This is a genomic window from Bordetella genomosp. 13, from assembly GCF_002119665.1.
Classification (GTDB): Bacteria; Pseudomonadota; Gammaproteobacteria; order Burkholderiales; family Burkholderiaceae_B; genus Bordetella.
The window spans coordinates 1220940-1242177 of sequence record NZ_CP021111.1 but is presented as its reverse complement, the minus strand read 5'-3'; the positions used below and the strand labels follow the sequence as shown (position 1 = coordinate 1242177).

The 21238-nt window shown below is 68.5% G+C and carries 20 protein-coding genes; 8 read left to right on the top strand and 12 right to left on the bottom strand.

Annotated elements, in window-relative coordinates:
• Nucleotides 1-64 precede the first annotated feature (64 nt).
• The 8 genes from CAL15_RS05675 to CAL15_RS24815 form a co-directional block, all read right to left on the bottom strand.
• A complete protein-coding gene (locus CAL15_RS05675) occupies nt 65-2329 on the bottom strand; it encodes a hypothetical protein (protein WP_086077692.1) in 2265 nt (754 codons plus the stop codon).
• A complete protein-coding gene (locus CAL15_RS05670; RefSeq protein WP_086077691.1) occupies nt 2326-2769 on the bottom strand; it encodes a type III secretion system chaperone in 444 nt (147 codons plus the stop codon). Before CAL15_RS05670 ends, CAL15_RS05675 begins: the two co-directional genes overlap by 4 nt.
• A 90-nt stretch (nt 2770-2859) precedes the next feature.
• Entirely contained in the window at nt 2860-3783 is a 924-nt protein-coding gene (locus CAL15_RS05665; protein ID WP_086077690.1) for a LysR family transcriptional regulator, read from the bottom strand.
• A gap of 21 nt (nt 3784-3804) precedes the next feature.
• Complete coding sequence (locus CAL15_RS05660; protein WP_086077689.1) at nt 3805-4287, bottom strand: YajQ family cyclic di-GMP-binding protein; 483 nt, start codon at nt 4285-4287, stop codon at nt 3805-3807.
• Nucleotides 4288-4487: 200 nt separating this feature from the next.
• On the bottom strand, nt 4488-6077 hold the full coding sequence (gene ggt / locus CAL15_RS05655) for a gamma-glutamyltransferase (RefSeq protein WP_198299155.1): 1590 nt from the start codon (nt 6075-6077) through the stop codon (nt 4488-4490).
• Nucleotides 6078-6139: 62 nt separating this feature from the next.
• Complete coding sequence (locus CAL15_RS05650; protein WP_086077688.1) at nt 6140-7120, bottom strand: Bug family tripartite tricarboxylate transporter substrate binding protein; 981 nt, start codon at nt 7118-7120, stop codon at nt 6140-6142.
• Nucleotides 7121-7263: 143 nt separating this feature from the next.
• Nucleotides 7264-7944, bottom strand: coding sequence for a M23 family metallopeptidase (locus tag CAL15_RS05645; protein ID WP_086077687.1), 681 nt, complete (start codon nt 7942-7944; stop codon nt 7264-7266).
• A 147-nt stretch (nt 7945-8091) separates the two neighbouring features.
• Nucleotides 8092-9423: a methyl-accepting chemotaxis protein gene (locus tag CAL15_RS24815; protein ID WP_086077686.1), complete on the bottom strand. Its 1332-nt coding sequence runs from the start codon at nt 9421-9423 to the stop codon at nt 8092-8094.
• Between the two features lie 482 nt (nt 9424-9905).
• Between CAL15_RS24815 and CAL15_RS05635 the strand changes: the two genes are divergently transcribed.
• The 4 genes from CAL15_RS05635 to CAL15_RS05620 all read left to right on the top strand — a co-directional run bounded on the left by CAL15_RS05635 (nt 9906) and on the right by CAL15_RS05620 (nt 12768).
• On the top strand, nt 9906-10223 hold the full coding sequence (locus CAL15_RS05635) for a glycine zipper domain-containing protein (RefSeq protein WP_086077685.1): 318 nt from the start codon (nt 9906-9908) through the stop codon (nt 10221-10223).
• Nucleotides 10224-10272: 49 nt separating this feature from the next.
• Complete coding sequence (locus tag CAL15_RS05630) at nt 10273-10827, top strand: hypothetical protein (RefSeq protein ID WP_086077684.1); 555 nt, start codon at nt 10273-10275, stop codon at nt 10825-10827.
• A 152-nt stretch (nt 10828-10979) separates the two neighbouring features.
• Nucleotides 10980-12173, top strand: a complete 1194-nt coding sequence (locus tag CAL15_RS05625; protein ID WP_086077683.1) for an MFS transporter — start codon at nt 10980-10982, stop codon at nt 12171-12173.
• Between the two features lie 208 nt (nt 12174-12381).
• The gene (locus CAL15_RS05620; RefSeq protein ID WP_086077682.1) at nt 12382-12768 is read left to right on the top strand and encodes a DUF4148 domain-containing protein; all 387 of its coding nucleotides are present in this window, start codon (nt 12382-12384) and stop codon (nt 12766-12768) included.
• Nucleotides 12769-12890: 122 nt separating this feature from the next.
• Here CAL15_RS05620 and CAL15_RS05615 read toward each other — a convergent pair whose 3' ends face one another.
• The 3 genes from CAL15_RS05615 to CAL15_RS05605 all read right to left on the bottom strand — a co-directional run bounded on the left by CAL15_RS05615 (nt 12891) and on the right by CAL15_RS05605 (nt 16313).
• Entirely contained in the window at nt 12891-13754 is an 864-nt protein-coding gene (locus CAL15_RS05615) for a pirin family protein (RefSeq protein ID WP_086077681.1), read from the bottom strand.
• Between the two features lie 150 nt (nt 13755-13904).
• On the bottom strand, nt 13905-14816 hold the full coding sequence (locus CAL15_RS05610) for a glutaminase (protein ID WP_086077680.1): 912 nt from the start codon (nt 14814-14816) through the stop codon (nt 13905-13907).
• 225 nt (nt 14817-15041) lie between these two features.
• Nucleotides 15042-16313, bottom strand: coding sequence for an MFS transporter (locus tag CAL15_RS05605; protein ID WP_086077679.1), 1272 nt, complete (start codon nt 16311-16313; stop codon nt 15042-15044).
• Nucleotides 16314-16394: 81 nt separating this feature from the next.
• On the opposite strand from CAL15_RS05605, the gene CAL15_RS05600 reads away from it, so the two are divergent.
• Nucleotides 16395-17084 carry an ArsR/SmtB family transcription factor gene (locus tag CAL15_RS05600; protein WP_086077678.1) on the top strand — a complete coding sequence of 230 codons (690 nt, stop codon included), beginning with the start codon at nt 16395-16397 and terminating at the stop codon, nt 17082-17084.
• Nucleotides 17085-17172: 88 nt separating this feature from the next.
• Here the strand turns inward: CAL15_RS05600 and CAL15_RS05595 are convergent, their stop codons facing one another.
• Nucleotides 17173-17436 (bottom strand): hypothetical protein, encoded by a 264-nt coding sequence (locus CAL15_RS05595; RefSeq protein ID WP_086077677.1) that lies wholly within the window; start codon nt 17434-17436, stop codon nt 17173-17175.
• A gap of 118 nt (nt 17437-17554) precedes the next feature.
• On the opposite strand from CAL15_RS05595, the gene CAL15_RS05590 reads away from it, so the two are divergent.
• The 3 genes from CAL15_RS05590 to CAL15_RS05580 all read left to right on the top strand — a co-directional run bounded on the left by CAL15_RS05590 (nt 17555) and on the right by CAL15_RS05580 (nt 21102).
• Nucleotides 17555-18214: a response regulator gene (locus CAL15_RS05590; protein ID WP_086077676.1), complete on the top strand. Its 660-nt coding sequence runs from the start codon at nt 17555-17557 to the stop codon at nt 18212-18214.
• Nucleotides 18211-19590 carry an ATP-binding protein gene (locus tag CAL15_RS05585; protein ID WP_086077675.1) on the top strand — a complete coding sequence of 460 codons (1380 nt, stop codon included), beginning with the start codon at nt 18211-18213 and terminating at the stop codon, nt 19588-19590. The genes CAL15_RS05590 and CAL15_RS05585 overlap by 4 nt, the downstream gene beginning before the upstream one ends.
• Before the next feature lie 63 nt (nt 19591-19653).
• Nucleotides 19654-21102, top strand: coding sequence for a DegQ family serine endoprotease (locus CAL15_RS05580; protein WP_086077674.1), 1449 nt, complete (start codon nt 19654-19656; stop codon nt 21100-21102).
• Nucleotides 21103-21238 lie beyond the last annotated feature (136 nt).

Below are 21238 nucleotides of genomic sequence, written 5' to 3'. Positions count from 1 at the left end.
TGATGACCATTTTGTGGATCCGCGGCCCCACGCGCCGCTGTGCCTGCGCGCGATGGCCGCCGCCTTACTTGGCCCGGCTGCCGTTCGTCAGCTCGGCGAACGCGGCCTGGCCTTCGACGATCTCCTGCACGAACTCGTCCAGCGAGTAGCCCGCCGCCGCCTTGGGCTCGGGCAGGATGCAAGGGGACAATCCTGCCTTCAGCAGCAGCCCGTTCATGGCGGAAAACACGCTGGTGCGCGTATTGCCATCCATGAATACGTGCGAACGATAGAGGCTCTGCGTCGTGCGCGCCACGATCCTCAGCTTTTCTTCGTCGGTCCGCGCCCGCGCCATGTCGTGTTCATGGCTGTGCAGAATGGCCCGCGCCCGCTCGCGGCATTCCTGCGGCGTCTTGGGCGCCAGTTCGATGCCGAACGCCGTGTCGGTCTCCTTGACGCCCGCGAACCATGGATCCGTGCTGGCCAACTCGCGCAGCGCTTCGCGGCCGGCGGGCGTGGTCTCGCTGTCGAGCCTGAGCGTGAGATCGGTGCCCTCGCCGCGGTAACCCGTGGGCACGCGCGCCACATCGCGCAGTTCACGCGCCATGTCTCGCGTCGACTCGTCCAGTTCCAGGCTGGGCTTGTAGCTGACGCGCAGGTCGAAGTTGCGATAGGTGTCTTTCGAGCCCATGGCCTGGATGCGCTCGAGCCATTGGTCGTCCAGCGCGCCGCCCTGGTCCACCTCGTTCAGCATGCCCAGGAAGGCTCGCTGCATGGCCGCCAGCGAACCCTCGCCGTTCTGCTCCAGTTCCCACTTGGTATCGGGCGTGTGCAGCGGATTGCCCGGCGCGAACAGACGCCAGTAGTCCTGCGGCGCCAGGTCCTTCAGCACGGGATGGTCGTGCAGCGCCATCTCGAGCTCGAAACCGGCCTCGATGGCGTTCAGCGCCGCGCCGATGCGCTCCTTCAGCCCGGGCGGGAAACGCTCCATGCCGTCCAGCGCCACGTGCATGTCGCGCAACGCGTCCAGCGGCGAGACCCCGCGCTGCTCGGCGTGCGCCAGCACGCGCTGTTCAAGCCGCACCAGCGCCTCGGTGTTGAACCACGGCGGCGTCTCCTCGTCGGTATAGAACTCGCCATACTCCTTCATGTAGTTCTCGAGCACATCGCGCTGCGCGTCGAACTGCCGCATCCGCGCCTGCTGGAAGGCCTCGGCTCCGGCGCGGCGCAGCGGTTCGGACAGCGTGTTCCGCTCGAGGCTGTCCATGTCGTTGTCGACCGTGCCGTGCGTGGCGCCCAGCGCGCTGCCCAGCAGCTTGACCATGGTGCCGATGTCGTGGTGCAGGCGGCCGGCAAACTGCAGATTCGTCTGCGACGCGTGGCCATCCACCGAGTACAGGCTGTCGTGGGCCGCCAGGAACAGCGACTTGATCGCGCCCTGGTCATCCAGCACCTGGGCAGACAGACCGCTCACCAAATCGCGATTCTCGCTGCGCAGTTCGCGCAGCGCGCCGATCAGCGCGGTACCGGCGCACTCCTCGAAGAAATCCGAGCCCACGTCATCGCCCGGCGCGCTTTCGAACTGCACCAGCAGACCGGTGCGCTGCTGGATGATCTCCAGGCGCTGCATCACCTCGTGCGGGCCAGCCCCCGCGCCGACGGCCGCGAGCAGATCCTTCCAGCCCTGCTTCAGGCTGTCGCGCACGGCGCGCGCGTCGTCCAGCTGGCCGCGCTGCTCGAGCCGCAGCACGTGCTTGAGCGTGCCGCGCGCCAGTTCATGGATCTGCTCGTCGTCAAGCGGCTTGGTGGCGATATTGCTGACCGCTGTGCAGGCGTCGGACAGGCGCTGGGCATACTCCGTACGGACCTGGTCGCTGAGGTGGGAAGCGTCGAGGGGCGGATCGAAAGAGGCGAGCACCCGCTCGAACGCCTCGGAGGGCGCATCGCCCGCGATGGGCGGATCGAATTTATCCATTCGGGCGCGCTGCTCGACGAACAGCGCGTTGTGCTGCCGGGTGGCCTGCAAGATGACCCGGTCCACGTCGGCGCCGGTCAGCCTGGTGGCCTTGTCCAGGCCGGTGTCGCTCAGGGCGCGTTGCGCGGCGACCTCGCCGAAACGCTCGGTCAGCAGGCCCTTGAAGACATCGAAGGCCTCCTGCTGGCGCCGCGCGCGCGTGGCATCGCCCAAGCCCAGGGCCTCGCCCAGGTCCTTGAGGCCGCTGACGATGCTGCGGCCCAGCGTGCCCTTGTTGTTGATGATGCGGCTTTCGTCGTTCTTGTCGAGCGCGATAGTGCCGGACTCGTCCTGGCGCGCCAGGTCGCGGAAGGTCTGGAGACTGACGCCGTTCATGCGCGTGCTCCGAGAAAAGCCGCGGGCGCCTGGGCCACGGCCGAGGCCGGCGCCTGCAGGCGCGTGCGCCAGTGGCGCGCCACGCGCACCAGGCCGGCCACCACGGCGGACAGGCCGCCATTCAGGTCGTCGGCGTGGCAGCGGCGCTGCAGGACCAGGGCGCCGGTGACGGGCGTCAGCGCGAAGGTGCCTCCCTCCGTCCGCGCGCCGCCGAAGTTCGCGACCATGATCTCGGACAGCTGCGCGCCTGTGGGCATGACGTCGTCCAGGCAGATCAGCACCCGCAGGGCGCCCGCCGCGTCATGGCCCAGCGAGACGACGAGCTGATCCTCGCCCACAGTCAGCATGCACACCCCGCCCTCGTCCAGGGATAGGTCGGGGGGAAGGCCCAACTCCTGCCCTAACTGGGCAATGTGGGCGTTGGCTTGGCTGAGATCCATGGGGGGTGTCTCCGGAGACGGCGCCTCATGCGCCGATTGCCCTGAGTAACCGCCCTTGCGGATAGGTTCCGTAGAGGCGTCGGAGCTGCGCTACCAGGCGGCCCCCTCTTCGTCCGCACCCTGCCGCCTGGCCTCGAAGTGCTCGACCAGGAAGTCGACGAACAGCCGCACCTTGGCCGACAGGTGATGCTTCTCGGGAAACACCGCATAGATGTCGGCGGGCGGCAATTGATAGTCGGCCAGCACCTGCTCCAGCCGGCCGCTGCGCAGATAGCGAGCCAGATCCCATTCGGCCCGCTGGAGGATGCCCAGCCCGGCCAGCCCCCAGGTCATCGTGACCTCGCCATCGTTGCTGCTGAGTTGGCCGCGCACCTTCACCGTCTCGCTGTGCCGCCCGCTGGAGAAGCGCCACAGGTTGTAGGCCTCCTCGTTCTGCCTGAGCACGATGCATTGGTGCCGCAGCAGGTCGTGCGGCACCTGCGGACGGCCGTGCACGTCGAGATAGCGCGGCGACGCGCACACCAGCCGGCGGTTGGGCGCGATGCGGCGGGCAATCAGGCGCGTGTCGGGCAGTTCGCCGAAACGGATGGCCACGTCGAAGCCGTCGCGCATGAAATCCACCGCGTGATCGGTCAGCTCCAGCTGCACGCCCACGGCCGGATGCCGGCGGTTGAACAGGGCGATGGCGGGCGCCACGTACGTGCGGCCGAACCCCAGCGGCGCATTCACCTTCAACAGGCCGCTGGGTTCGGCCTGGCGGCTCGATATCAGCCGGTCCAGCTCTTCGAGCTCGTCCAGGATGCGGCGCGCGTTCTCCAGGTACAACTCGCCTTCGGCGGTAAGCCCGATGCGTCGCGTGCTGCGGTTCAGCAGCCGCACGCCCAGCCTTGCCTCGATCTGAGCCAGCCGCTTGCTGACGGCGGCGGGCGTCACGCCCAGTTCGCGCGCGGCGGCCGAGAAGCTGCCGGCGCGCACCAGCGCGACGACCAACTCCAGTTCTTGGGAATGGCCCATGGCCGCCGGCGCCCGCGCGGGCTAGTCGCGGAAGTTCTGGAACTGCAGCGGCAGCTCGACGTCGGTCTTGCGCAGCAGGGCGATGACTTCCTGCAGGTCGTCGCGCTTCTTGCCGGTGATGCGCAGCTTGTCGCCGTTGATCTGGCTCTCGACCTTGATCTTGCTGGCCTTGATGGCGGCCACGAGCTTCTTGGCGGTGGCCTGCTCGATGCCCTGCTTGATGGTGATCTTCTGGCGGGCGCCGCCCAGGTTCTCGAGCGGATCGGCGACGTCCATGCAGCGCACGTCGATGCCTCGCGCCGACAGGCGGCCCCGCAGGATGTCCAGCATCTGCTTCAACTGGAACGCCGAGTCGGCGACCTGGGTCACCTCGAAGCCCTCCAGCTCGAAGCTGGCCTTGGTGCCCTTGAAATCGAAACGGTTGGCCAACTCGCGGTTGGCCTGGTCGACCGCATTGGTCAGTTCGTGCTTGTCGACCTCGGAAACGACGTCGAAACTCGGCATGGCGGCAATCCTCTTTCTTGCTTGGATGTGAAAACCGAAGTGTATGCCGATTCAGGTTCTGCACGGCCGCGTGGCAAGCCTGCCTGCCGGGCCCATGCGCCAGCGTCGGAACGCGCAAAGGCCGCCCGAAGGCGGCCTCTCACATCCGGCCGGGTCGCGGCGCGCAGGGGCGCCATGCGCCCCGCCCAGGCCGCACCGGATCAATACCCCACGGCCTGCCCGTCGCGGCGCGAATCCGAGGCGGCCACGTAGCCGTACTCGCCGCGCTGGATCAACTGCGCCGCCCCGAAATCCAGGCTCAGCGGCTGCGCCACTTCGAGATTGTGGCCGCGATCGCGCAGCGCCTGCGCCACGTCGGCCGGCAGGTGCGATTCCACCGTCACCACCGGGCCGTTCTCGACGCGGAAGCGCGGCGCATCGCTGATGGCCTGCACGTTCTGGTTGTAGGCGCCCAGGCGCGCCATCACCTGCAGATGGCCCTGTGCCTGCATCGATCCGCCCATCACGCCGAAGGCCATCACCGGCTGGCCGGCGCGGGTGACGAAACCGGGGATGATGGTGTGCAGCGGCCGCTTGCCGGGCGCCACGCGATTCACATGGCCCGGGGTCAGCACGAAGCCGCAGCCGCGGTTGTGCAGCGAGATGCCCGTGTCCGGCACCACCACGCCCGAACCGAAGCCGTGGTAGTTGGACTGGATGAACGACACCATGGTGCCGTCGGCGTCCGCGGCGGCCAGGTACACCGTGCCGCCCACTGAGGGCGCGCCCGCGCCGGGGGCGCCCGCGCGTTCCATCGAGATCAGCTTGGCGCGCTCGGCCAGGTACGCCGGATCGAGCAGCTGCGCCGTGCTCACCTTCATGGTGGCCGGATCGGAAATGTGATGGTGCAGGTCGGCGAAGGCCAGCTTCATGGCCTCGAGGCTGACGTGATAGAAGTCGGCGCTGTCGCGGCCCATGGCCTCCAGGTCGAAGCGATCCAGGATGCCCAGCGCGATCAGCGCGGCGATGCCCTGCCCGCTGGGCGGGATCTCGTGCAGCGTGTAGCCGCGGAAATCTTGCGACACCGGCTCCACCCACATCGGCTGGTGCGCGGCGAGGTCGGTCGCGCGCAGCGCGCCGCCGGTGTTGCGGGCATGCGCATCGATACGCTCGGCCAGTTCGCCGCGATAGAAGCTCTCGCCGCCGGTTTCGGCGATCAAGCGCAGCGTGCGGGCCTGCTCGGGAAAGCGCCAGTGCTCGCCGGCGCGCGGGGCGCGGCCCAGGCGCAGGAAGGTTTCCTTGAAGCCGGGCTGCTCGGCCAGCTTGGGCGCCTGGTTGGCCCACTGGCGGGCCACCGTGGGCGACACCGCGTAGCCTTCCTCGGCATAGGCGATGGCCGGTTCGAACAGGGTGGCGAAAGGCAGCTTGCCATGGCGGTCGGACAGCGCCTTCCAGCCCGCCACCTGGCCCGGCACCGTGACGGTGTCCCACCCGATCGACGGCATCGCGTCGCGGCCCGCGAAGCGGTCATCGGTCCAGCCGGCGGGCGCGCAGCCGGTCGAGTTCAGGCCCTGCAGCCTGCCGTCTTTCCAGACCTGCACGAACATGTCGCCGCCGATGCCGTTCATCACAGGCTCGACCACGGTCAGGGCAATGGCGGTGGCCAGGGCCGCGTCGACCGCGTTGCCGCCCTGCAGCAGCATGCGCAGCCCCGCCTGCGCCGCCAGCGGCTGGCTGGTGCTGACCACGTTGCGCGCCATCACGGGCATTTTCTGGGAGGGATAAGGGAAGGACCAATCGCAGGACGACATGGGAGGAACTCGAGATAGGAAAAAATGGGCGGGCCCGCCAGGCGGGCCCTGTGGGCGCACGCTTACTGCAGCGTCATGCCCGATTGCTTGATCAGCTGTTCGGTGCGTGGGATCTCGGCATTGACCATGGCCTCGAAATCGGCCACCGAACCGCCGCGCGGCTCGGCGCCGGTGGTGGCCAGCTTGGCGCGGAAATCGGGATCCTTCAGCATGCGGTTGATGGAGGCATTGAGCTTGTCCACGATGGGCTTGGGCGTGCCCCCAGGCGCGACGATACCGTACCAGGGCGCCACGTCATAGCCCGCGTAGCCCTGCTCGGCCACCGTCGGGATGTTCGGCGCCATGTCGGAACGCTGCGCGGTGGAGATGGCCAGCGCATTGAGCTTGCCCGATTGCACGTGCGGCAGCGCCGTCATGATGGTGTCGAAGTACATCGAGACCTGGCCGCTGAGCAGCGCCGGGATCGCCTCGCCCGCGCCCTTGTAGGGCACGTGCACGATGTCGATGCCGGCAAGCTTTTTCAGCAGCTCGCCCGCCAGGTGCGAGGTGGTGCCGGCGCCGAACGACGCGTACGTCAGCTTGCCGGGATTCTTCTTCGCATAGGCGACCATCTCGGGCAGCGTCTTGAACGGTTCGTTCGGGTTGGACAGCAGGATGTTGGGCGTGATGGCCACGACCGCGACCTTCTCGAAGGTCGCGGGATCGTAGCTGAGGTTCTTGTACAGGAAGCGGTTGGTGACCATCGAGGCCGGGCCCGACATCAGCAGCGTGTAGCCGTCCGCAGGCGAACGGGCCACCGCCGAGCTGCCGATGGCGGCGGCGGCGCCGGGACGCGCTTCCACCACGACACTCTGGTTGTACTCCTGGCCCAGCGCCTGCGCCACCTGGCGGGTGATCAGGTCGGTGGCCGAGCCGGCCTGGAACGGCACGACGATCTTCACGGGCCGGTCGGGCCAGTTGTCGGCGGCGTTCTGAGCCGATGCCGGCACGGTGGCGGTGATGGCCAGCAGGCCCAGGCCGATCAGGTATTGCTTGATGCGCATGGCATCCCCCTTGCTTGTATGCAGAAAAGACCGCGCCCGGCGGATGCGGCCGGCCGCGAACCCGCTATTAGAATCGGTGCAATGGTTGGAAGACTGGACCACTTTGGCCGCCGTACAAGGAACCATTGAGTGCGTCCGCGCCGCTAGCGCTTGGGCAGCGCCCCCAGGGGATTGACCGGCTTGCCGTTCTGCCGCAGCTCGAAGTACAGCCCCACGGCCTTGGCGTCGGTGTTGCCCATTTCGGCGATGCGCTGCCCCTGCGATACCGACTGGCCCTGCTTCACCAGCAGCTTGCGGTTGTGGGCATAGATGCTGAGGAACCCGCCCGCGTGCCGCACGATGACCAGATTACCGTAGCCGCGCAGTCCATTGCTGGCGTATTCCACCGTGCCCGCCGCGGCCGATATTACCGGCGTGCCGGCGTCGTTGGCGATGGTGATGCCCTTGGAACTGGATCCGTTGTAGCCCGACGCCATCCTGCCTTGCGCCGGCCAGACCAGCGAGATGCCGCGCACCGGGGTGGCCGGCGCGTCCGGCGCGGTGGCCGTGCGCCGGGGCTTGGAGCTGGACTTGGCAGGACCGCTGGCGGTGCGGTCGGCGCCAGGGCCGTCGCCGGGCGGCTGCACGCGCAGCAATTGGCCTTTCTCGATGCGGTCAGGACTGCTCAGGCCATTCCACCGCACGATCTCGTCCACGGTCTGGCCGGCCTCTCGCGCGATCCTGGTCAGGGTGTCGCCATCCTTGACGCGGTAATAGCCGGGGCCGGCCGGCGGCGCGGAAGCGCAGGCGGCCAGCAGCGCCATCGCGATCGAGCAGGCGGCCATGCGCAGCCATCGCGCCGGGCCGGACCGCGCACGCGCGCGGCGCGGGCGGATGAGAGTCGATGGCGAAAGCGTAGGAAGCGGCTGCAACACGGTCCGGACGTGGTGAATAGGGTCAGGGCCCGCCAAGGGTACCAAGAAATGCGGATCTTATCCGCCCCCGATACGCTGGACGTCCTGCGCCGTCAGGTCTTGCGTGACTTCGCCCAGCTTGGCGGACTGCGCCAGCGAGACATCCACCACCTCGGCCATGATCTCGGTGACGCGGTGCGACGAGGCCACGATCTCTTCCATCGTGGCGCCCGCCTGTCGCACCTGTTCGGCGCCGCGGTCGACCTGCCCGCGCGACGCGTGGATGAGGTCCTTGATCTCCTTGGCGGCCGCCGCGCTGCTTTGCGCCAGGCTGCGCACCTCGGAGGCGACCACGGCGAAGCCCTTGCCGTTGGCGCCCGCGCGCGCAGCCTCGACCGCGGCATTCAGCGCGAGGATGTTCGTCTGGAAAGCGATGCCGTCCATCACGCCGATGATGTCGGAGATCTTGCGCGAACTGGCGGTGATGGCGTCCATCGCGCCGATCACCCGCTGCACCGTGTGCCCCCCGTCCTCGGCGATGCGACTGGCGTCCACGGCAAGCTGGTTGGCCTGTTCGGCGCGCTCGGCGTTCTCGGTGAGGCCCTGCACCGCCACGCGCAGCGTCTGCGCCGCGGTGAAGCGCCGCGTGATGTCGGTGGCGTACTTCACCACCTTGAAAGGCCGGCCATCCGCGTCGAAGATGGGGTTGTAGCTGGCCTCGATCCACACTTCGCGTCCGCCCTTGCCGACGCGCAGGTATTGGCCAGAGTCGTGCGCGCCGCTGGCCAGCTTGCGCCAGAACTCGCCATAGGCCGCGCTGCGGCGCTCGTCGGGCCGCACGAACATGCTGTGGTGCTGTCCCACGATCTCGTCCAACCGGTATCCCAAGGCGCGCAGGAACAGGTCATTCGCTTTCAGGATCGTGCCGTCTACCGCGAATTCGATCACGGCCTGCACCTTCGCGATGGCCGCCAGCTGCCCTTCCGCGTCGGCGTTGCGGCGCTGCTGTTCCGTGATGTCCGTGGCGTACTTCACCACCTTCAGCGGCTTGCCGCGGCGGTCAAGAATCGGGTTGTAGGTGGCCTGCAGCCATACTTCGCGGCCGTCATGCGCCACGCGCCGGTAGCGGCCGGCATCGTATATGCCCTGCCCAAGGCGGCGCCAGAACTCGGCATAGGCTTGCGACTCGCGCGTGGCGGCGTCCACGAACATGCAATGATGCCGGCCGCGCACTTGCTCGAGCCGATAGCCCATCGTGGCGAGAAAATTCTCGTTGGCGGCCAGCACATGGCCGGCCAGGTCGAATTCGATGACCGCCTGGGAACGGTGTATGGCCGCGAGTTGCCCATACAGCTCCGCGAGCCGGCGCTGCCGGTTACGCCCGAGTAAGCCATCCAGCGAGACCCGCATTTTTCCCTTCTCCTCCCCACTGCGGGGGCTTTCATCACGTTCGCCGTGCCAACGATTTATGTATGTTCTCGCAACATATCGCGCTGATTCTCCAAGCGCGATTGAAACAATGTCCGTTTTTTGCCTCAATTCGGTCGATTGAAACGAGAGCGCATGCAACTCCATGCCCTCCAGTCCGCGCGTTCCGCCCCTGGGGAAGTGTTGCGGCAACGCTGCCGCGACTGTGTGGGAAGGTATCGAAATGCGCCCCCGGTGACCTCGCGGCCTCGAATGTGTGGCCCCAGGGAAACAGGCACTTACTCGTCGTAGCCAAACTCAAGCCCGGCGCCGCGTCCGGCCGCCAGAATGAACAGCGAGTCCTGCCTCCCGCGCATGGCGGCGCGCATTCTCGATTGCGCCGGTCGCGCAAATCGCGGCGCGCCGCCTGTGTGAGGCAGTCATCCCCAATGGGCGGCACGCGCCCGTGAAAAAAGGAGCCGACTATGTCCTCTCAACACCATGCCTACTCCAACGCCCCGACTGCCGGCGCCCATGATCCGGTGCGGTCGCTGTCGACCCGTGCCGACGACATGATCGAGGCCAATGCCGAGCACGCAACCGACGCGACGCGCGGCGTGGGAGAGCGCCTGAAGCGCCAGGCACACAGCTTGCGGCGTATGGCGCGGTCGCGCAACGTCAAGCGCGTTGCCGCGAGGACCGACCGCTACGTGCACCAGCATGCATGGAAATCCATCGGCCTGGCCGTGGTGGTCGGCGTGGTGGCCGGCGCGCTGTCCTCTGTCTCCGCCCTGCGCCGCTGAAACCCGCCCAACGGCCGCCGAGCCGCGGAGCCACTGGAAGGAGATCGCCATGTCTTTGATCGTCGCAGCACGTTTCGACACTTTCCCGGAAGCGGAAAACGCGGCGCGTAAATTGTTCGCGCGGCAGTTTTCCGAGGACTCGGTCAACATCTTCTTCGTCAACCCTCCCGGCTGGCATGATCAGCATCCCGCGGGCGGCGACCGTACGGCGGACCCTGACGCACGGGGCGCCAGCACGGGCGCCTTTCTGGGCGCGGGGCTGATGGCCATGCTGGGCGCCGCCATCGGCGCGGGCATCCTGTTCGCGCTGGGCAGCACCGGCTTCGGGCTCGTGGTGGCAGCCGCACTGGGCGCCTATGTGGGCTCGTTGATGGGCGCGATGCGCATGGCGGGCCGGCGCAGCGAGCGGAATCCCAACCGTGAGGACATACGCGTGCGGCACGCCGGCGTGCTGACCGCGGTGCACGTCTCGCCCGAGCAGGAAGAGCAGGCGGCGCAGGTGCTGCGCGAGTCGGGCGGCAAGGACGTGGAACGCGCCAACGGCCGCTGGCGTGACGGCAAGTGGGTCGACTTCGACCCGGTGCAGCCACCCCATCCCCAGTAAGCGGGCCTGGCCATCGAGCCTAGGACCGGCGCAAAAGCCCCCGCGCCGGTACAATCCGTTTCCACGACTCCGGCGCCCGGGGCCGACTATGTTCCCCGCCCCCGCGCGCCGCGCATTTCCTCTTGTGCCGGCGTTTCCTGCTTCATAGTGGAATGTCGCAACAAGACTCCTTCGACCTGAAAAAGATCGCCGTTCCGGCCTTCGGTCCCTCCCTGCTCTACGGACTCAGCAACGGCGCCATCGTGCCCGTCATCGCGCTGACTGCACGCGACCTGGGCGCGTCGGTGGCCGTGGCCGGCCTGATACCGGCGCTGATCGGCGTCGGCTCGCTGGTCAGCAACATTCCCTCGGCGCTGTTGACCGGACGGTATGGCGAGCGGCGCGCGATGGTGGGCGCGGCATTGTTCAGTGTGCTGGGCCTGGCGATGGCGCTGGCAGCGTCGCATGTCTGGGTACTGGCCGTGGCCATGCTGATGCAGGGCGTCGCGCAGTCCGTCTTCCAGCTGGCGCGGCAAAGCTACATGATGGAGGTGGTGCCGCTGCGCATGCGCGCACGCGCCCTGTCCACGCTGGGCGGCACCACCCGTATCGGCACCTTCGCGGGTCCTTTCGCGGGCGCGGCGCTCATACATTTCATGGGGCTGGATGGGGCTTATTGGGTCGCCATCGCAGGCATGCTGGGAGCCGGCCTGATCGCCATGCTGGCCCCCGACCTGCAGCCGAAGGAAGCAGCCGGCACATCGGCGCCGCGGCACGGCATCGGCGCCGTGGCGCGCAGCCATGGTCCGGTCTTCATGACGCTGGGTACCGGCGTCATGCTGGTCAGCGCGCTGCGCGCCTCCCGCCAGGTCGTCATCCCGCTTTGGGCGGACCACCTGGGCCTGGATCCCACCACCACTTCCATCATCTACGGCCTGGTGGCCGCGGTGGACATGTCCGTGTTCTACCCGGCGGGCAAGGTCATGGACCTGCGCGGCCGCATGTGGGTCGCGGTGCCATGTTCGTTGTTGATGGGACTCAGCCTCATGGCGATACCCTTCACCGGCGGCGTGATCAGCTTCGTCGCGGTGTCGCTGGTGCTGGGCTTCGGCAACGGCATCGGGTCGGGCATCGTGATGACGCTGGGCGCGGATTCGGCGCCGCCGCACGCTCGCACACAGTTCCTGGGTATCTGGCGATTCATGGCCGACCTCGGCACCAGCGGCGGTCCGGTGGCGCTATCCGCGCTGACCGCCATGATGTCGCTGGGCGCCGCCTCGTTCGGGGTCGGCGCGCTGGGCATGGCCGCCGCGGCCGTTTTCTGGCGTTGGTTGCCTCGGCGCGGCGCCCTGAGCAACTCACCATGACGGCCTGTCGACGCAATCTGTGCAAAAAACCATGTAGTTACCAATTGAAAACTCAATTGGTGGAGATATTGGAATAATCAATTTCGGATTCTAGGGTTTATCCCAGGTCCTCCGCGGCGCAGAATGCAGTCATCGGGAAACAAACACGAACCTTGACGGATCACCCGCCAGATTCGGTCCCACGACTGATGACCAAGGAGGTCTTGCCATGAAAACCCTGACTGCTGCCCTGATGATGTCCGCCACCCTGCTGACCGCCGGCGCCCAGGCCGCCGACAACTTCGAACCGAACAACACGCCCTTCCAGGGCGTATATGGCCAGGACGACTCGAGCGCCGCCAGCCGCGCGCAGGTCCAGGCCGAGCTCTCGCAGGCCCGCTCGCAAGGACTGACGTCCAACGTCGAACCCAACAATCAGCCCTACCAGGGCGTATATGCCAGCGCCGAGTCCATCGGCAAGACGCGCGCCCAGGTGAAGGCCGAGCTGGCGGACGCCAAGGCACGCGGCTTGGTGTCCAACGTCGAACCCAACGACGTGCCGTTCCAAGGCGTCTATGGCGCGCCGGCCCCGTCGCAACTGGCCAGCGGCGAGTGAGGCGCGACGGGCCCTCGGGCCTGTCGATCGCTTCCAGTAGTATCCGTGCAGGTAACATGTAGAAGCTGAAACGCCCTCCCTCCGGAGGGCGTTTTGCATGCTGCGCGGCGTGCGCCGGCGGTTCAGGCGGGAATACCGCCGAACCGGCCGCTGTTGAAGTCGCGAATGGCTTCGATGATCTCGGCCTGCGTGTTCATCACGAAAGGCCCGTGGCCGACGATGGGCTCGTCGATCGGTTCGCCGCTCAGCACCAGCAACTTGGCGTCGCTGGCCGCCTGCAATGCGACACCCTCTTCCGCGCGGTCCAGCACCGCCACCTGACCATCGCGCAGCTCGGCATCGGCCACACGCAGCACGCCGTGCAGGGCGACCACGGCGGCGGTGTGGCCCGCCGGCAAGGGCAGGTCCACCTGTCCGCCCGCGGCCAGCCGTACGTCCCAGACATTCACGGGCGTGAAGGTCTGCGCCGGCCCCTGCGCATCGCGATAGCGCCCGGCGATCACGCGCAGCGTGCCGGCGTTGGCGGGCAACTGCACCGAAGGAATGTCGCGGGCCAGCAAGGCCTGGTAGCGCGGCGCATGCTTCTTGTCTCGCGCGGGCAGGTTGACCCACAGCTGCGCCATCTCCATGCGGCCGCCGCGCGCGGCGAAGGCCTCGGAATGGAACTCTTCGTGCAGGATGCCGGCCGCGGCGGTCATCCACTGCACGTCTCCAGGGCCGATCACGCCGCCCTGTCCCGTGGAATCGCGATGCTCGACTTCACCGTCGTAGACGATGGTCACCGTTTCGAAGCCGCGGTGCGGATGCTCGCCCACGCCGCGGCGTTGACGCGTGGGCTCGAACTCGGCCGGACCGGCATGGTCCAGCAACAGGAAAGGACTGAGCTGCGCGCCCAGCCCGTGATACGAAAACATCGAGCGCACGGGAAACCCGTCGCCCACCCAATGGATTCCCGGCGCGCTGTACACACCCAGTACGTGTTTCATGCTCGGCTCCTGGCGCAATCGGCGCGCCTCATCCCGCGACGATAGAGCCATAGGCCCGGCACGCATAGCGCGATGAACGGCAAGACGTGTTCCATGAGTGGAACGGTAGCCGTCATGGCAGGCGGCCGCCGCTTCGGGGGCCGGTGGGTTCTAAAACACCGACATGCCCGTGCGCGCCACGAACAGCTCGAGCGCTCGCATGCCCAGCACCGAATTGCCGGTGGCGTCCAGAGCCGGAGACCACACACAGACGGTGAGTTCGTCGGGGACCACCGCCACGATGGCGCCGCCCACGCCGCTCTTGCACGGCAGGCCGATGCGAAACGCGAACTCGCCCGCCGCGTCATACGTGCCGCACGTCAGCATCAGCGCATTGATGCGGCGCGCCTGGCGCACGCCTAGCACCTCGGTACGCTGCAACGGGTGCACGCCATCGCGGCACAGGAACGCCGCGGCGCGCGCCAGCTGCCGGCAATCCATGCGGATCGCGCATTGGCGGAAATACACGTCCAGCACGGCGGGGATGTCGTTGTCGATCTTGCCGAAGCTCTTCATGAAATTGGCCAGCGCCACGTTGCGAAAACCCGTGGCCGCCTCGGAGGCCGCCACTTCTTCGTCTACCGTGATGGTCTCGCCCGTCAGGCTGCGCAGGAACGCCAGCAGGTCGTCCAGCCCGTCGCCCACGCTGAGCAGGCGGTCAGCCACCGCGATCGCGCCCGCATTGATGAAAGGATTGCGGGGCACGCCCTGCTCGCGCTCCAGCTGCACCAGCGAGTTGAAGGGATTGCCCGAAGGCTCGCGGCCGATGCGCTCCCACAGTTTCTCGTCCAGCGCGCGCACGCCCAGCGTCAGCGAGAACAGCTTGGAGACGCTTTGGATCGAGAACGGCGTGGCGCTGTCGCCGCTGGCGACCTCCTGGCCATCGGCCGTGCGCAGCGCGATGCCGAACTGGTCGGCAGGCACGCGTGCAAGGGCCGGAATGTAGTCGGCGACCTTGCCGCTGCGGCCCAGTTCGGGGCGCAGCGTGGCGACGATGTCGTCGAGAATGGCTTGCAGGTTCATCGGAGTATCTTGTGGTGCGGAATGCGGCAGGGGCGCTGCAGCGCCATGGATGGGGGGCGGACGTCGGAGCGACGCCGAGACAGGCATCGAGTGTTCGCGCGATTCTGGCCGACCCTAACGCGTGCGCGCAAGACGTGTCAACGCGGGCCGCCAGCCGACTTCCAAAGCCTGTTTGCCTCACCGGCCTATGCCTGGGCAGATGCAGAGCCAGCCAGCATGGACTACCTATGCCTGGGCAGATGCAGGACGGGCTGCCGTGCGCCGGCCCGTGGCAAGGCACGCGATAGCCGCCCCCTGCAGCGCCGCGGCGCATCCGAACAACAATGCGGGCGCGAACTCCGAATCCGCCAATCCTCGCAACGCTCCGAATGCCGCCGGCGCGAACGCATACCCGCCCTGCGCGATCGCCACCATCAGCGGCACCGCGCGCTGCGCATCCTCGCGCGAGAACTCGGCCTGCGCGATCGTCGGCGGCAGCGACGTGGCGTTGCCGATGCCCAATCCGAACAACGCCACGCCCAGCCAGATCGCCGTCGGCGCATCGTCGATGCCCATCCACAGCACCAGCGAACCCAGCACCTGCAGGCCATAAGACGCGCAGGCTGCCAGCCGCCGGTCCGCCCCCGAGGGCAGCAGCCATCCGACCAGGCTGCGGCCGAGGATGGCGCAGGCCGTGGCCAGCCCCATCGCCATGCCCGCCACCTGCGCGCCCAGCACGTCGACCAGCAGCGAATACAGATGCGCGATCAGCCCGATTTGCGCGAACAGACCCAGGGCCATGGCGCCGGCGAGCGTGACGAAGCGCCGGTCGCGGCGCCAGCTGCGCAGGGGCTGCAGGGCGACGGCGGCGGCCGTGCCGACAGACACAGCGGACACCACGGTCGCCTTGCCGTCGGGCGCCTGCCCCAGCTGCTCGGGCGTGTACGCGAACACCCGCGTGCACAGCAAGGCCATGCACACCACCATCGCCAACCCGACCGCGCCCACCGCGCCGGCGAAGCCCAACGTTGCGATCAACAAGACCCACAACGGCGAGAAGACCACGCCGCCCACGCTGGCGCCGTTGTACGCCATCGCCAGCGCCCACGGCCGCCGCGCCACGAACCATGGCGCGATCATGGCGTTCACCGCCGCCGCCCCCAGCGCCACCCAGCCCGCACCGCTTACCAGTGCGGCCACGAACAACTGCCACGGGGCCTGCGCCACCGCCCAACCGCAAGTGCCGACGGCCGTCAGCACCGCGCCCCCGAACGTGATGCGCGGCGTGCCCCACGCGCGATACAGCCGCGGCAGGTTGGCCACCACCAGCGCCCCAGCCACGAAGTGCACGGTGACCGCGGCCGACACCAGCGGCACGGCCCACTGCGTGCGGGCCACCACCGCATGCAGGAAGATAGGAGGACCATAGAAGCCCACGCCCCAGCCGAACACGGCCAGGACGAAGGTCGCGGCCAGGACGCGATGGCCGAAGAATCCGGATGGCGCGGTCGCTTTCATGCTTGAGAGTTCCTTGTTGAGCGTTGCGGATGGCGGCAGTATGCTCGGATCCATCACGCACACTTCGATAAGGAGCGAACCATGGACGCAGCTTCGGCCGACACCGGCCTGTCCGCTGTCGCCGCCGCGATCGGCGACCCGGCACGCGCCCGCATACTGTGCAGCCTGCTGGACGGCTGCGCCCGCACCGCCACCGAACTGGCGGCGCTGGCCGACGTCGGCGCCTCGACTGCCAGCGCGCATTTCACGCGGCTGCGTGAACAGGGATTGGTCGAAATTGCGGTGCAAGGCAAACACCGCTATTACCGCCTGGCCAACCCGCAGGTGGCCGCGGCGCTGGAAGCGCTGCTGGTGGTGGCGGGCGTGCCGCGCACGCCGTTCCAGCCGTCCACGCCGCCGCATCTGCATCACGCGCGCACCTGCTATGACCACATGGCAGGCACGCTGGCAGTACGCATGCACGACGCCATGCTGGCGCAGGGATGGCTGCGCGCGAACGGCGAGGATTATGAGTTGACCACTGCGGGGGTCGATGCACTGAAGACGCTGGGCCTGCCGGCCGAGGCCCTACGGCCGCAGCGGCGGCGCTTTGCCTATCCCTGCCTGGACTGGAGTTCGCGCAAGCCGCATCTGGCAGGAGGCTTGGCCGCCGCGTTGCTGCGGCACTGCGGCGACAAGGGCTGGCTGACGCGCGATCTGGACTCGCGGGCGTTGCGCTTCAGTGCTCGTGGAGAGCGACAGTTCGCGAAGGCGTTCGGGTTGGCGGAGTAGATTTGGTGGCGCGCCGCGTGCGCGCGCTTCGCTATGGATGGCCCGCGCGTACGCGCGCTTCGCGGGCCTTGAGTGTTCAGTGCTTTTTTCAGCCCTTCAGCGCCTTTTCCAGCAGGCTGGCCACCAGGTCGTTCAGCGCCACCTCGTCGGCCTGCGCCTTCTCGCGCAGCGCGTCTACCAGCGGCTGCGGCAGCTTCACCGCTAACGGCACCAGGCCCGCGGCCTGGTCCAGCTTGCGCTGCTCGCGCCGGTCGGGCACCGCCGCGCCGGCGAAGCGGCTGGGGGGCAGGGAGGATTTGAGCTGGCCCATGATCTTCAGGCCTTTGTTCTTTTCGAGGTCGGTTTTCTTCACGGTGGTGTCCGGTTGTGGTTGCGCGGTTCGCTAGCGCGGCATGGGCGACTTGTACCATGCCGGCCAAAATCGCCTATCCTTTGTTCCTATCCGTCCCCCGCTTCTACCCTGCCCTGCCATGCGCCTGCTCCTCGTCGAAGACGACGCCATGATTGGCGAAAGCGTGCTGGATTGCCTGCGTGCCGAAGGCTACGCGGTCGACTGGGAGCGCGACGGCCGCGCCGCGGCGTCCGCGCTGCAGGCAGGCGTCTACGACCTCGTGCTGCTCGATCTGGGCCTGCCGCAGAAGGACGGCCTGTCCGTGCTGCGGGATCTGCGCGCCCGCCGCGACCGCACGCCGGTATTGGTGGCCACCGCGCGGGATGCCGTCAGCGACCGCATCGCGGGCCTGGACGCCGGCGCGGACGACTATGTGGTCAAACCCTACGATCCCGACGAACTACTGGCGCGCATCCGCGCGCTCCTGCGCCGCAGCGCTGGCCTTGCCGAACCGGTGTTCGAGCATCGCGGCGTGACGGTGAATCCGCAGACGCGCGAGGCCACGGTCGACGGCAAGCCCGTCTCGCTGACCGCGCGCGAGTGGGCGGTGCTGCAGCCGCTGATCGCCCGCCCCGGCATGATCTATTCGCGGGCGCAGTTGGAGGAGAAGCTGTACAGCTGGCGCGACGAGATCGCCAGCAACGCCGTCGAGGTCTACGTGCATGGGCTGCGCAAGAAGCTGGGGCACGACTTCATCCAGACGGTGCGCGGCGTGGGGTACGTGGTGCCGAAGCAATGAGAATTCCGCTGGGCCATTCGCTGCGCGCGCGGCTGCTGCTGTTCCTGCTGGCCTCGATCTTCGTCGCCGCGCTGGTCCAGGCCGTGGTGGCGTATCGGGGCACCCTGGCGCAGACCGACGCCATCTTCGACGCCCAGTTGCGCAACACCGCACTGTCGCTGAGCGCGGGCAGCGGCCGCCTGGGCGCGCCGCCGATGCCGGTGCCCGGCGAACCGGTGGCCCGGGTGGAAGACCTGATCATCCAGATCTGGACGGCCGACGGCACACAGCTGTACCGCTCGGCCTCGGGCCGCCTGCTGCCGGATCCGGTGGTATTGGGGTTCTCGGACGTGCGATCCCGGGAAGCGACGTACCGCGTGTACGCCATGGCCACGCCGCTGCAGGTGACGCAGGTGGCCCAGGACACGCGGGTGCGCAGCGCCACGGCGCGGGCGCTGGCGCTGCGGTCGGTGGGCCCTATCGTGGCGGCCGCGCCGCTGTTGATGCTGGTAGTGTGGTGGGTGGTGGGCCTGTCGCTCGAGCCGGTGGCGCGCACGCGGGCGCAGTTGGCCGCGCGCCAGCCCGACGACCTGTCGCCGGTGTCCGACGCGGATCTGCCCGATGAGGTCCGGCCGCTGGTGCAGGAGCTGAACCTGCTGCTGGAGCGCGTGCGGCAAGCCTTCGCGTCGCAGCAGCAATTCGTCGGCGATGCCGCGCATGAGCTGCGCACGCCGCTGGCGGCGCTGGCGCTGCAATTGCAGGGACTGCGCCGCGCCGGCGACGACGCGGCGACGCGCGAGCAGGCCATCGCGCGCTTGTCCGACGGCGTGGCCCGCGCGACGCGGCTGATCGAGCAACTGCTGTCGATGGCCCGCTACGACGGCGGCAGTCCTGCCCCCGAGCTGGTGCCCACCGATCTGGCGCAAGCCGTGCGCGAGGCCGTGGCGCAAGTGCTGCCTGGCGCCAACGCCCGCCGCATCGAACTGGCGCTGGAAGGACCGGACCAGGCGTGGGTGGCGGGCCAGTCCGACGCGCTGGTGCTGCTGGCGCGCAATCTGCTGGACAACGCCGTCAAGTACACGCCTGAAGGCGGCCGCGTGGACATCGGCATCGCGGCGGCGCCGCAAGGCATGGCGACGCTGACCATCGACGACACGGGCCCCGGCATACCGCCCGCGGAACGGGAGCGCGTGTTCGACCGCTTCTATCGCATCGACCCGGGGCAGGCGCAGGGCAGCGGACTGGGCCTGTCGCTGGTGCGGACGCTGGCCCGGCGCCACGGCGCCGAGGTGGAGTTGGCGGACGCGCCCGGCGGCGGCCTGCGCGTCACCGTGGTCTTTCACGCCTCGTCCGGATCCGCCGCGACAGTCTCTTCCGCCCCGCCCGGCGGACCTTAAGATTCGCCTAAGCCGGCGGCGGCACCATGGCGCCATGTTCAAAACATGCTCCAAGGAGCCGACATGACCCCGACTCGTCTCACCCCCTCTCGCCTGCTCGTCGCCCTGCTCGCCGCCGGCGTCGTCGGCGGCGCCGGAGCCACCGCGGTCGTGGCCACCACCCGCGCCGACGCCGCGCCCGCGGCCACGCAGGCCGCCGCTCCGGTCAATACCGTCGCGCCGCCGAATTTCGCGCAGATCACGCGCGAGTACGGGCCGGCGGTGGTCAACATCAGCATCACCGGCAGCACCAAGGTGGCCGCCGAGGACGATCCGTTCGCGCAGTTCTTCGGCCAGTTCCCCGGCTTTCCCGGCCGGATGATGCCGTATGGCCAGCGGGAAGTACCCGTGCGCGGCGAGGGCTCCGGCTTCATCATCAGCGCCGACGGCACCATCCTGACCAACGCGCACGTGGTCAAGGACGCCAAGGAAGTGACGGTGAAGCTCACCGACCGCCGTGAGTACCGCGCCAAGGTGCTGGGCTCCGATCCGCAGACCGACGTGGCGGTGCTGAAGATCAACGCCTCCGACCTGCCGGTGGTGAAGATCGGCGACCTCGACAGTCTGGAAGTGGGCGAGTGGGTGCTGGCCATCGGCTCGCCGTTCGGACTGGAAAACACCGCCACGGCCGGCATCGTCAGCGCCAAGGGCCGATCGCTGCCGGACGACACCTCGGTCCCGTTCATCCAGACCGACGTGGCGGTGAACCCGGGCAACTCGGGCGGCCCGCTGTTCAACTCGCGCGGCGAGGTGGTGGGCATCAACTCGCAGATCTACAGCCGCACCGGCGGTTATCAGGGCCTGTCGTTCGCCATCCCGATCGACGTGGCCTACAAGATCAAGGACCAGATCCTGCAGCACGGCAAGGCGCAGCACGCGCGGCTGGGCGTGACGGCGCAAGAGGTGAACCAGGACCTGGCGGATTCGTTCAAGCTGGATTCGCCGTCCGGCGCGCTGGTGGCCAGCGTCGAACCGGGCAGCGCCGCCGAGAAGGCGGGCCTGCAGCCGGGCGACGTGATCCGCAAGGTGGACGGACGCGAGATCGTGTCCTCGGGCGACCTGTCGTCGACGATCAGCCTGTCCTCGCCCGGACAGCGCGTGAAGCTGGAAGTATGGCGTGCCGGAACCCGCAAGGAACTGAGCGCCACGCTGGGCAGCGCGGACAAGGATGGCATCGCGGCCGCGGACGAGGAAGGCGGCCAGCCCGGACAGGGCCGGCTGGGGCTGGCGCTGCGCCCGCTCAGTCCGCAGGAGCAGCAGGCGGTCGGCGCGCCCGGACTCGTGGTGCAGCAGGCTGCCGGCGCAGCCGCCCGCGCGGGCATCGAGCCCGGCGACGTGATCCTGTCGTTGAACGGCGTGCCGGCCAGCAGCGTGGAGCAGGTGCGCGCCGAAGTGGCGCGCGCCAAGGGCACCGTGGCCCTGCTGGTGCAGCGCGGTCGCGACAAGCTTTTCGTGCCGGTGCGCGTCGGATGATGGACTGATTGGTCGATGGGCTGGTACGCCAGCCTTTGACGGGCGCAATGCCGCTGGCGTTGCGCCCTTTTTTTGCCGCCGGGCCGCCCCAAGGCAAAAGCCCCCCTCGGGGGGCAGCAAGCCGCAGGCGAGGCGT

Excerpts from the sequence above, each read along its gene's own strand:
- CAL15_RS05635 (WP_086077685.1), top strand. The coding sequence starts at position 9,906 with ATGTCCTCTCAACACCATGCCTACTCCAACGCCCCGACTGCCGGCGCC.
- CAL15_RS05600 (WP_086077678.1), top strand. The coding sequence starts at position 16,395 with ATGGACGCAGCTTCGGCCGACACCGGCCTGTCCGCTGTCGCCGCCGCG.
- CAL15_RS05620 (WP_086077682.1), top strand. The coding sequence starts at position 12,382 with ATGAAAACCCTGACTGCTGCCCTGATGATGTCCGCCACCCTGCTGACC.
- CAL15_RS05615 (WP_086077681.1), bottom strand. The coding sequence starts at position 13,754 with ATGAAACACGTACTGGGTGTGTACAGCGCGCCGGGAATCCATTGGGTG.
- CAL15_RS05610 (WP_086077680.1), bottom strand. The coding sequence starts at position 14,816 with ATGAACCTGCAAGCCATTCTCGACGACATCGTCGCCACGCTGCGCCCC.
- CAL15_RS24815 (WP_086077686.1), bottom strand. The coding sequence starts at position 9,423 with ATGCGGGTCTCGCTGGATGGCTTACTCGGGCGTAACCGGCAGCGCCGG.
- CAL15_RS05675 (WP_086077692.1), bottom strand. The coding sequence starts at position 2,329 with ATGAACGGCGTCAGTCTCCAGACCTTCCGCGACCTGGCGCGCCAGGAC.
- CAL15_RS05645 (WP_086077687.1), bottom strand. The coding sequence starts at position 7,944 with ATGGCCGCCTGCTCGATCGCGATGGCGCTGCTGGCCGCCTGCGCTTCC.
- ggt (WP_198299155.1), bottom strand. The coding sequence starts at position 6,077 with ATGTCGTCCTGCGATTGGTCCTTCCCTTATCCCTCCCAGAAAATGCCC.
- CAL15_RS05580 (WP_086077674.1), top strand. The coding sequence starts at position 19,654 with ATGACCCCGACTCGTCTCACCCCCTCTCGCCTGCTCGTCGCCCTGCTC.
- CAL15_RS05630 (WP_086077684.1), top strand. The coding sequence starts at position 10,273 with ATGTCTTTGATCGTCGCAGCACGTTTCGACACTTTCCCGGAAGCGGAA.
- CAL15_RS05665 (WP_086077690.1), bottom strand. The coding sequence starts at position 3,783 with ATGGGCCATTCCCAAGAACTGGAGTTGGTCGTCGCGCTGGTGCGCGCC.
- CAL15_RS05585 (WP_086077675.1), top strand. The coding sequence starts at position 18,211 with ATGAGAATTCCGCTGGGCCATTCGCTGCGCGCGCGGCTGCTGCTGTTC.
- CAL15_RS05650 (WP_086077688.1), bottom strand. The coding sequence starts at position 7,120 with ATGCGCATCAAGCAATACCTGATCGGCCTGGGCCTGCTGGCCATCACC.
- CAL15_RS05625 (WP_086077683.1), top strand. The coding sequence starts at position 10,980 with ATGTCGCAACAAGACTCCTTCGACCTGAAAAAGATCGCCGTTCCGGCC.
- CAL15_RS05605 (WP_086077679.1), bottom strand. The coding sequence starts at position 16,313 with ATGAAAGCGACCGCGCCATCCGGATTCTTCGGCCATCGCGTCCTGGCC.
- CAL15_RS05660 (WP_086077689.1), bottom strand. The coding sequence starts at position 4,287 with ATGCCGAGTTTCGACGTCGTTTCCGAGGTCGACAAGCACGAACTGACC.
- CAL15_RS05590 (WP_086077676.1), top strand. The coding sequence starts at position 17,555 with ATGCGCCTGCTCCTCGTCGAAGACGACGCCATGATTGGCGAAAGCGTG.
- CAL15_RS05670 (WP_086077691.1), bottom strand. The coding sequence starts at position 2,769 with ATGGATCTCAGCCAAGCCAACGCCCACATTGCCCAGTTAGGGCAGGAG.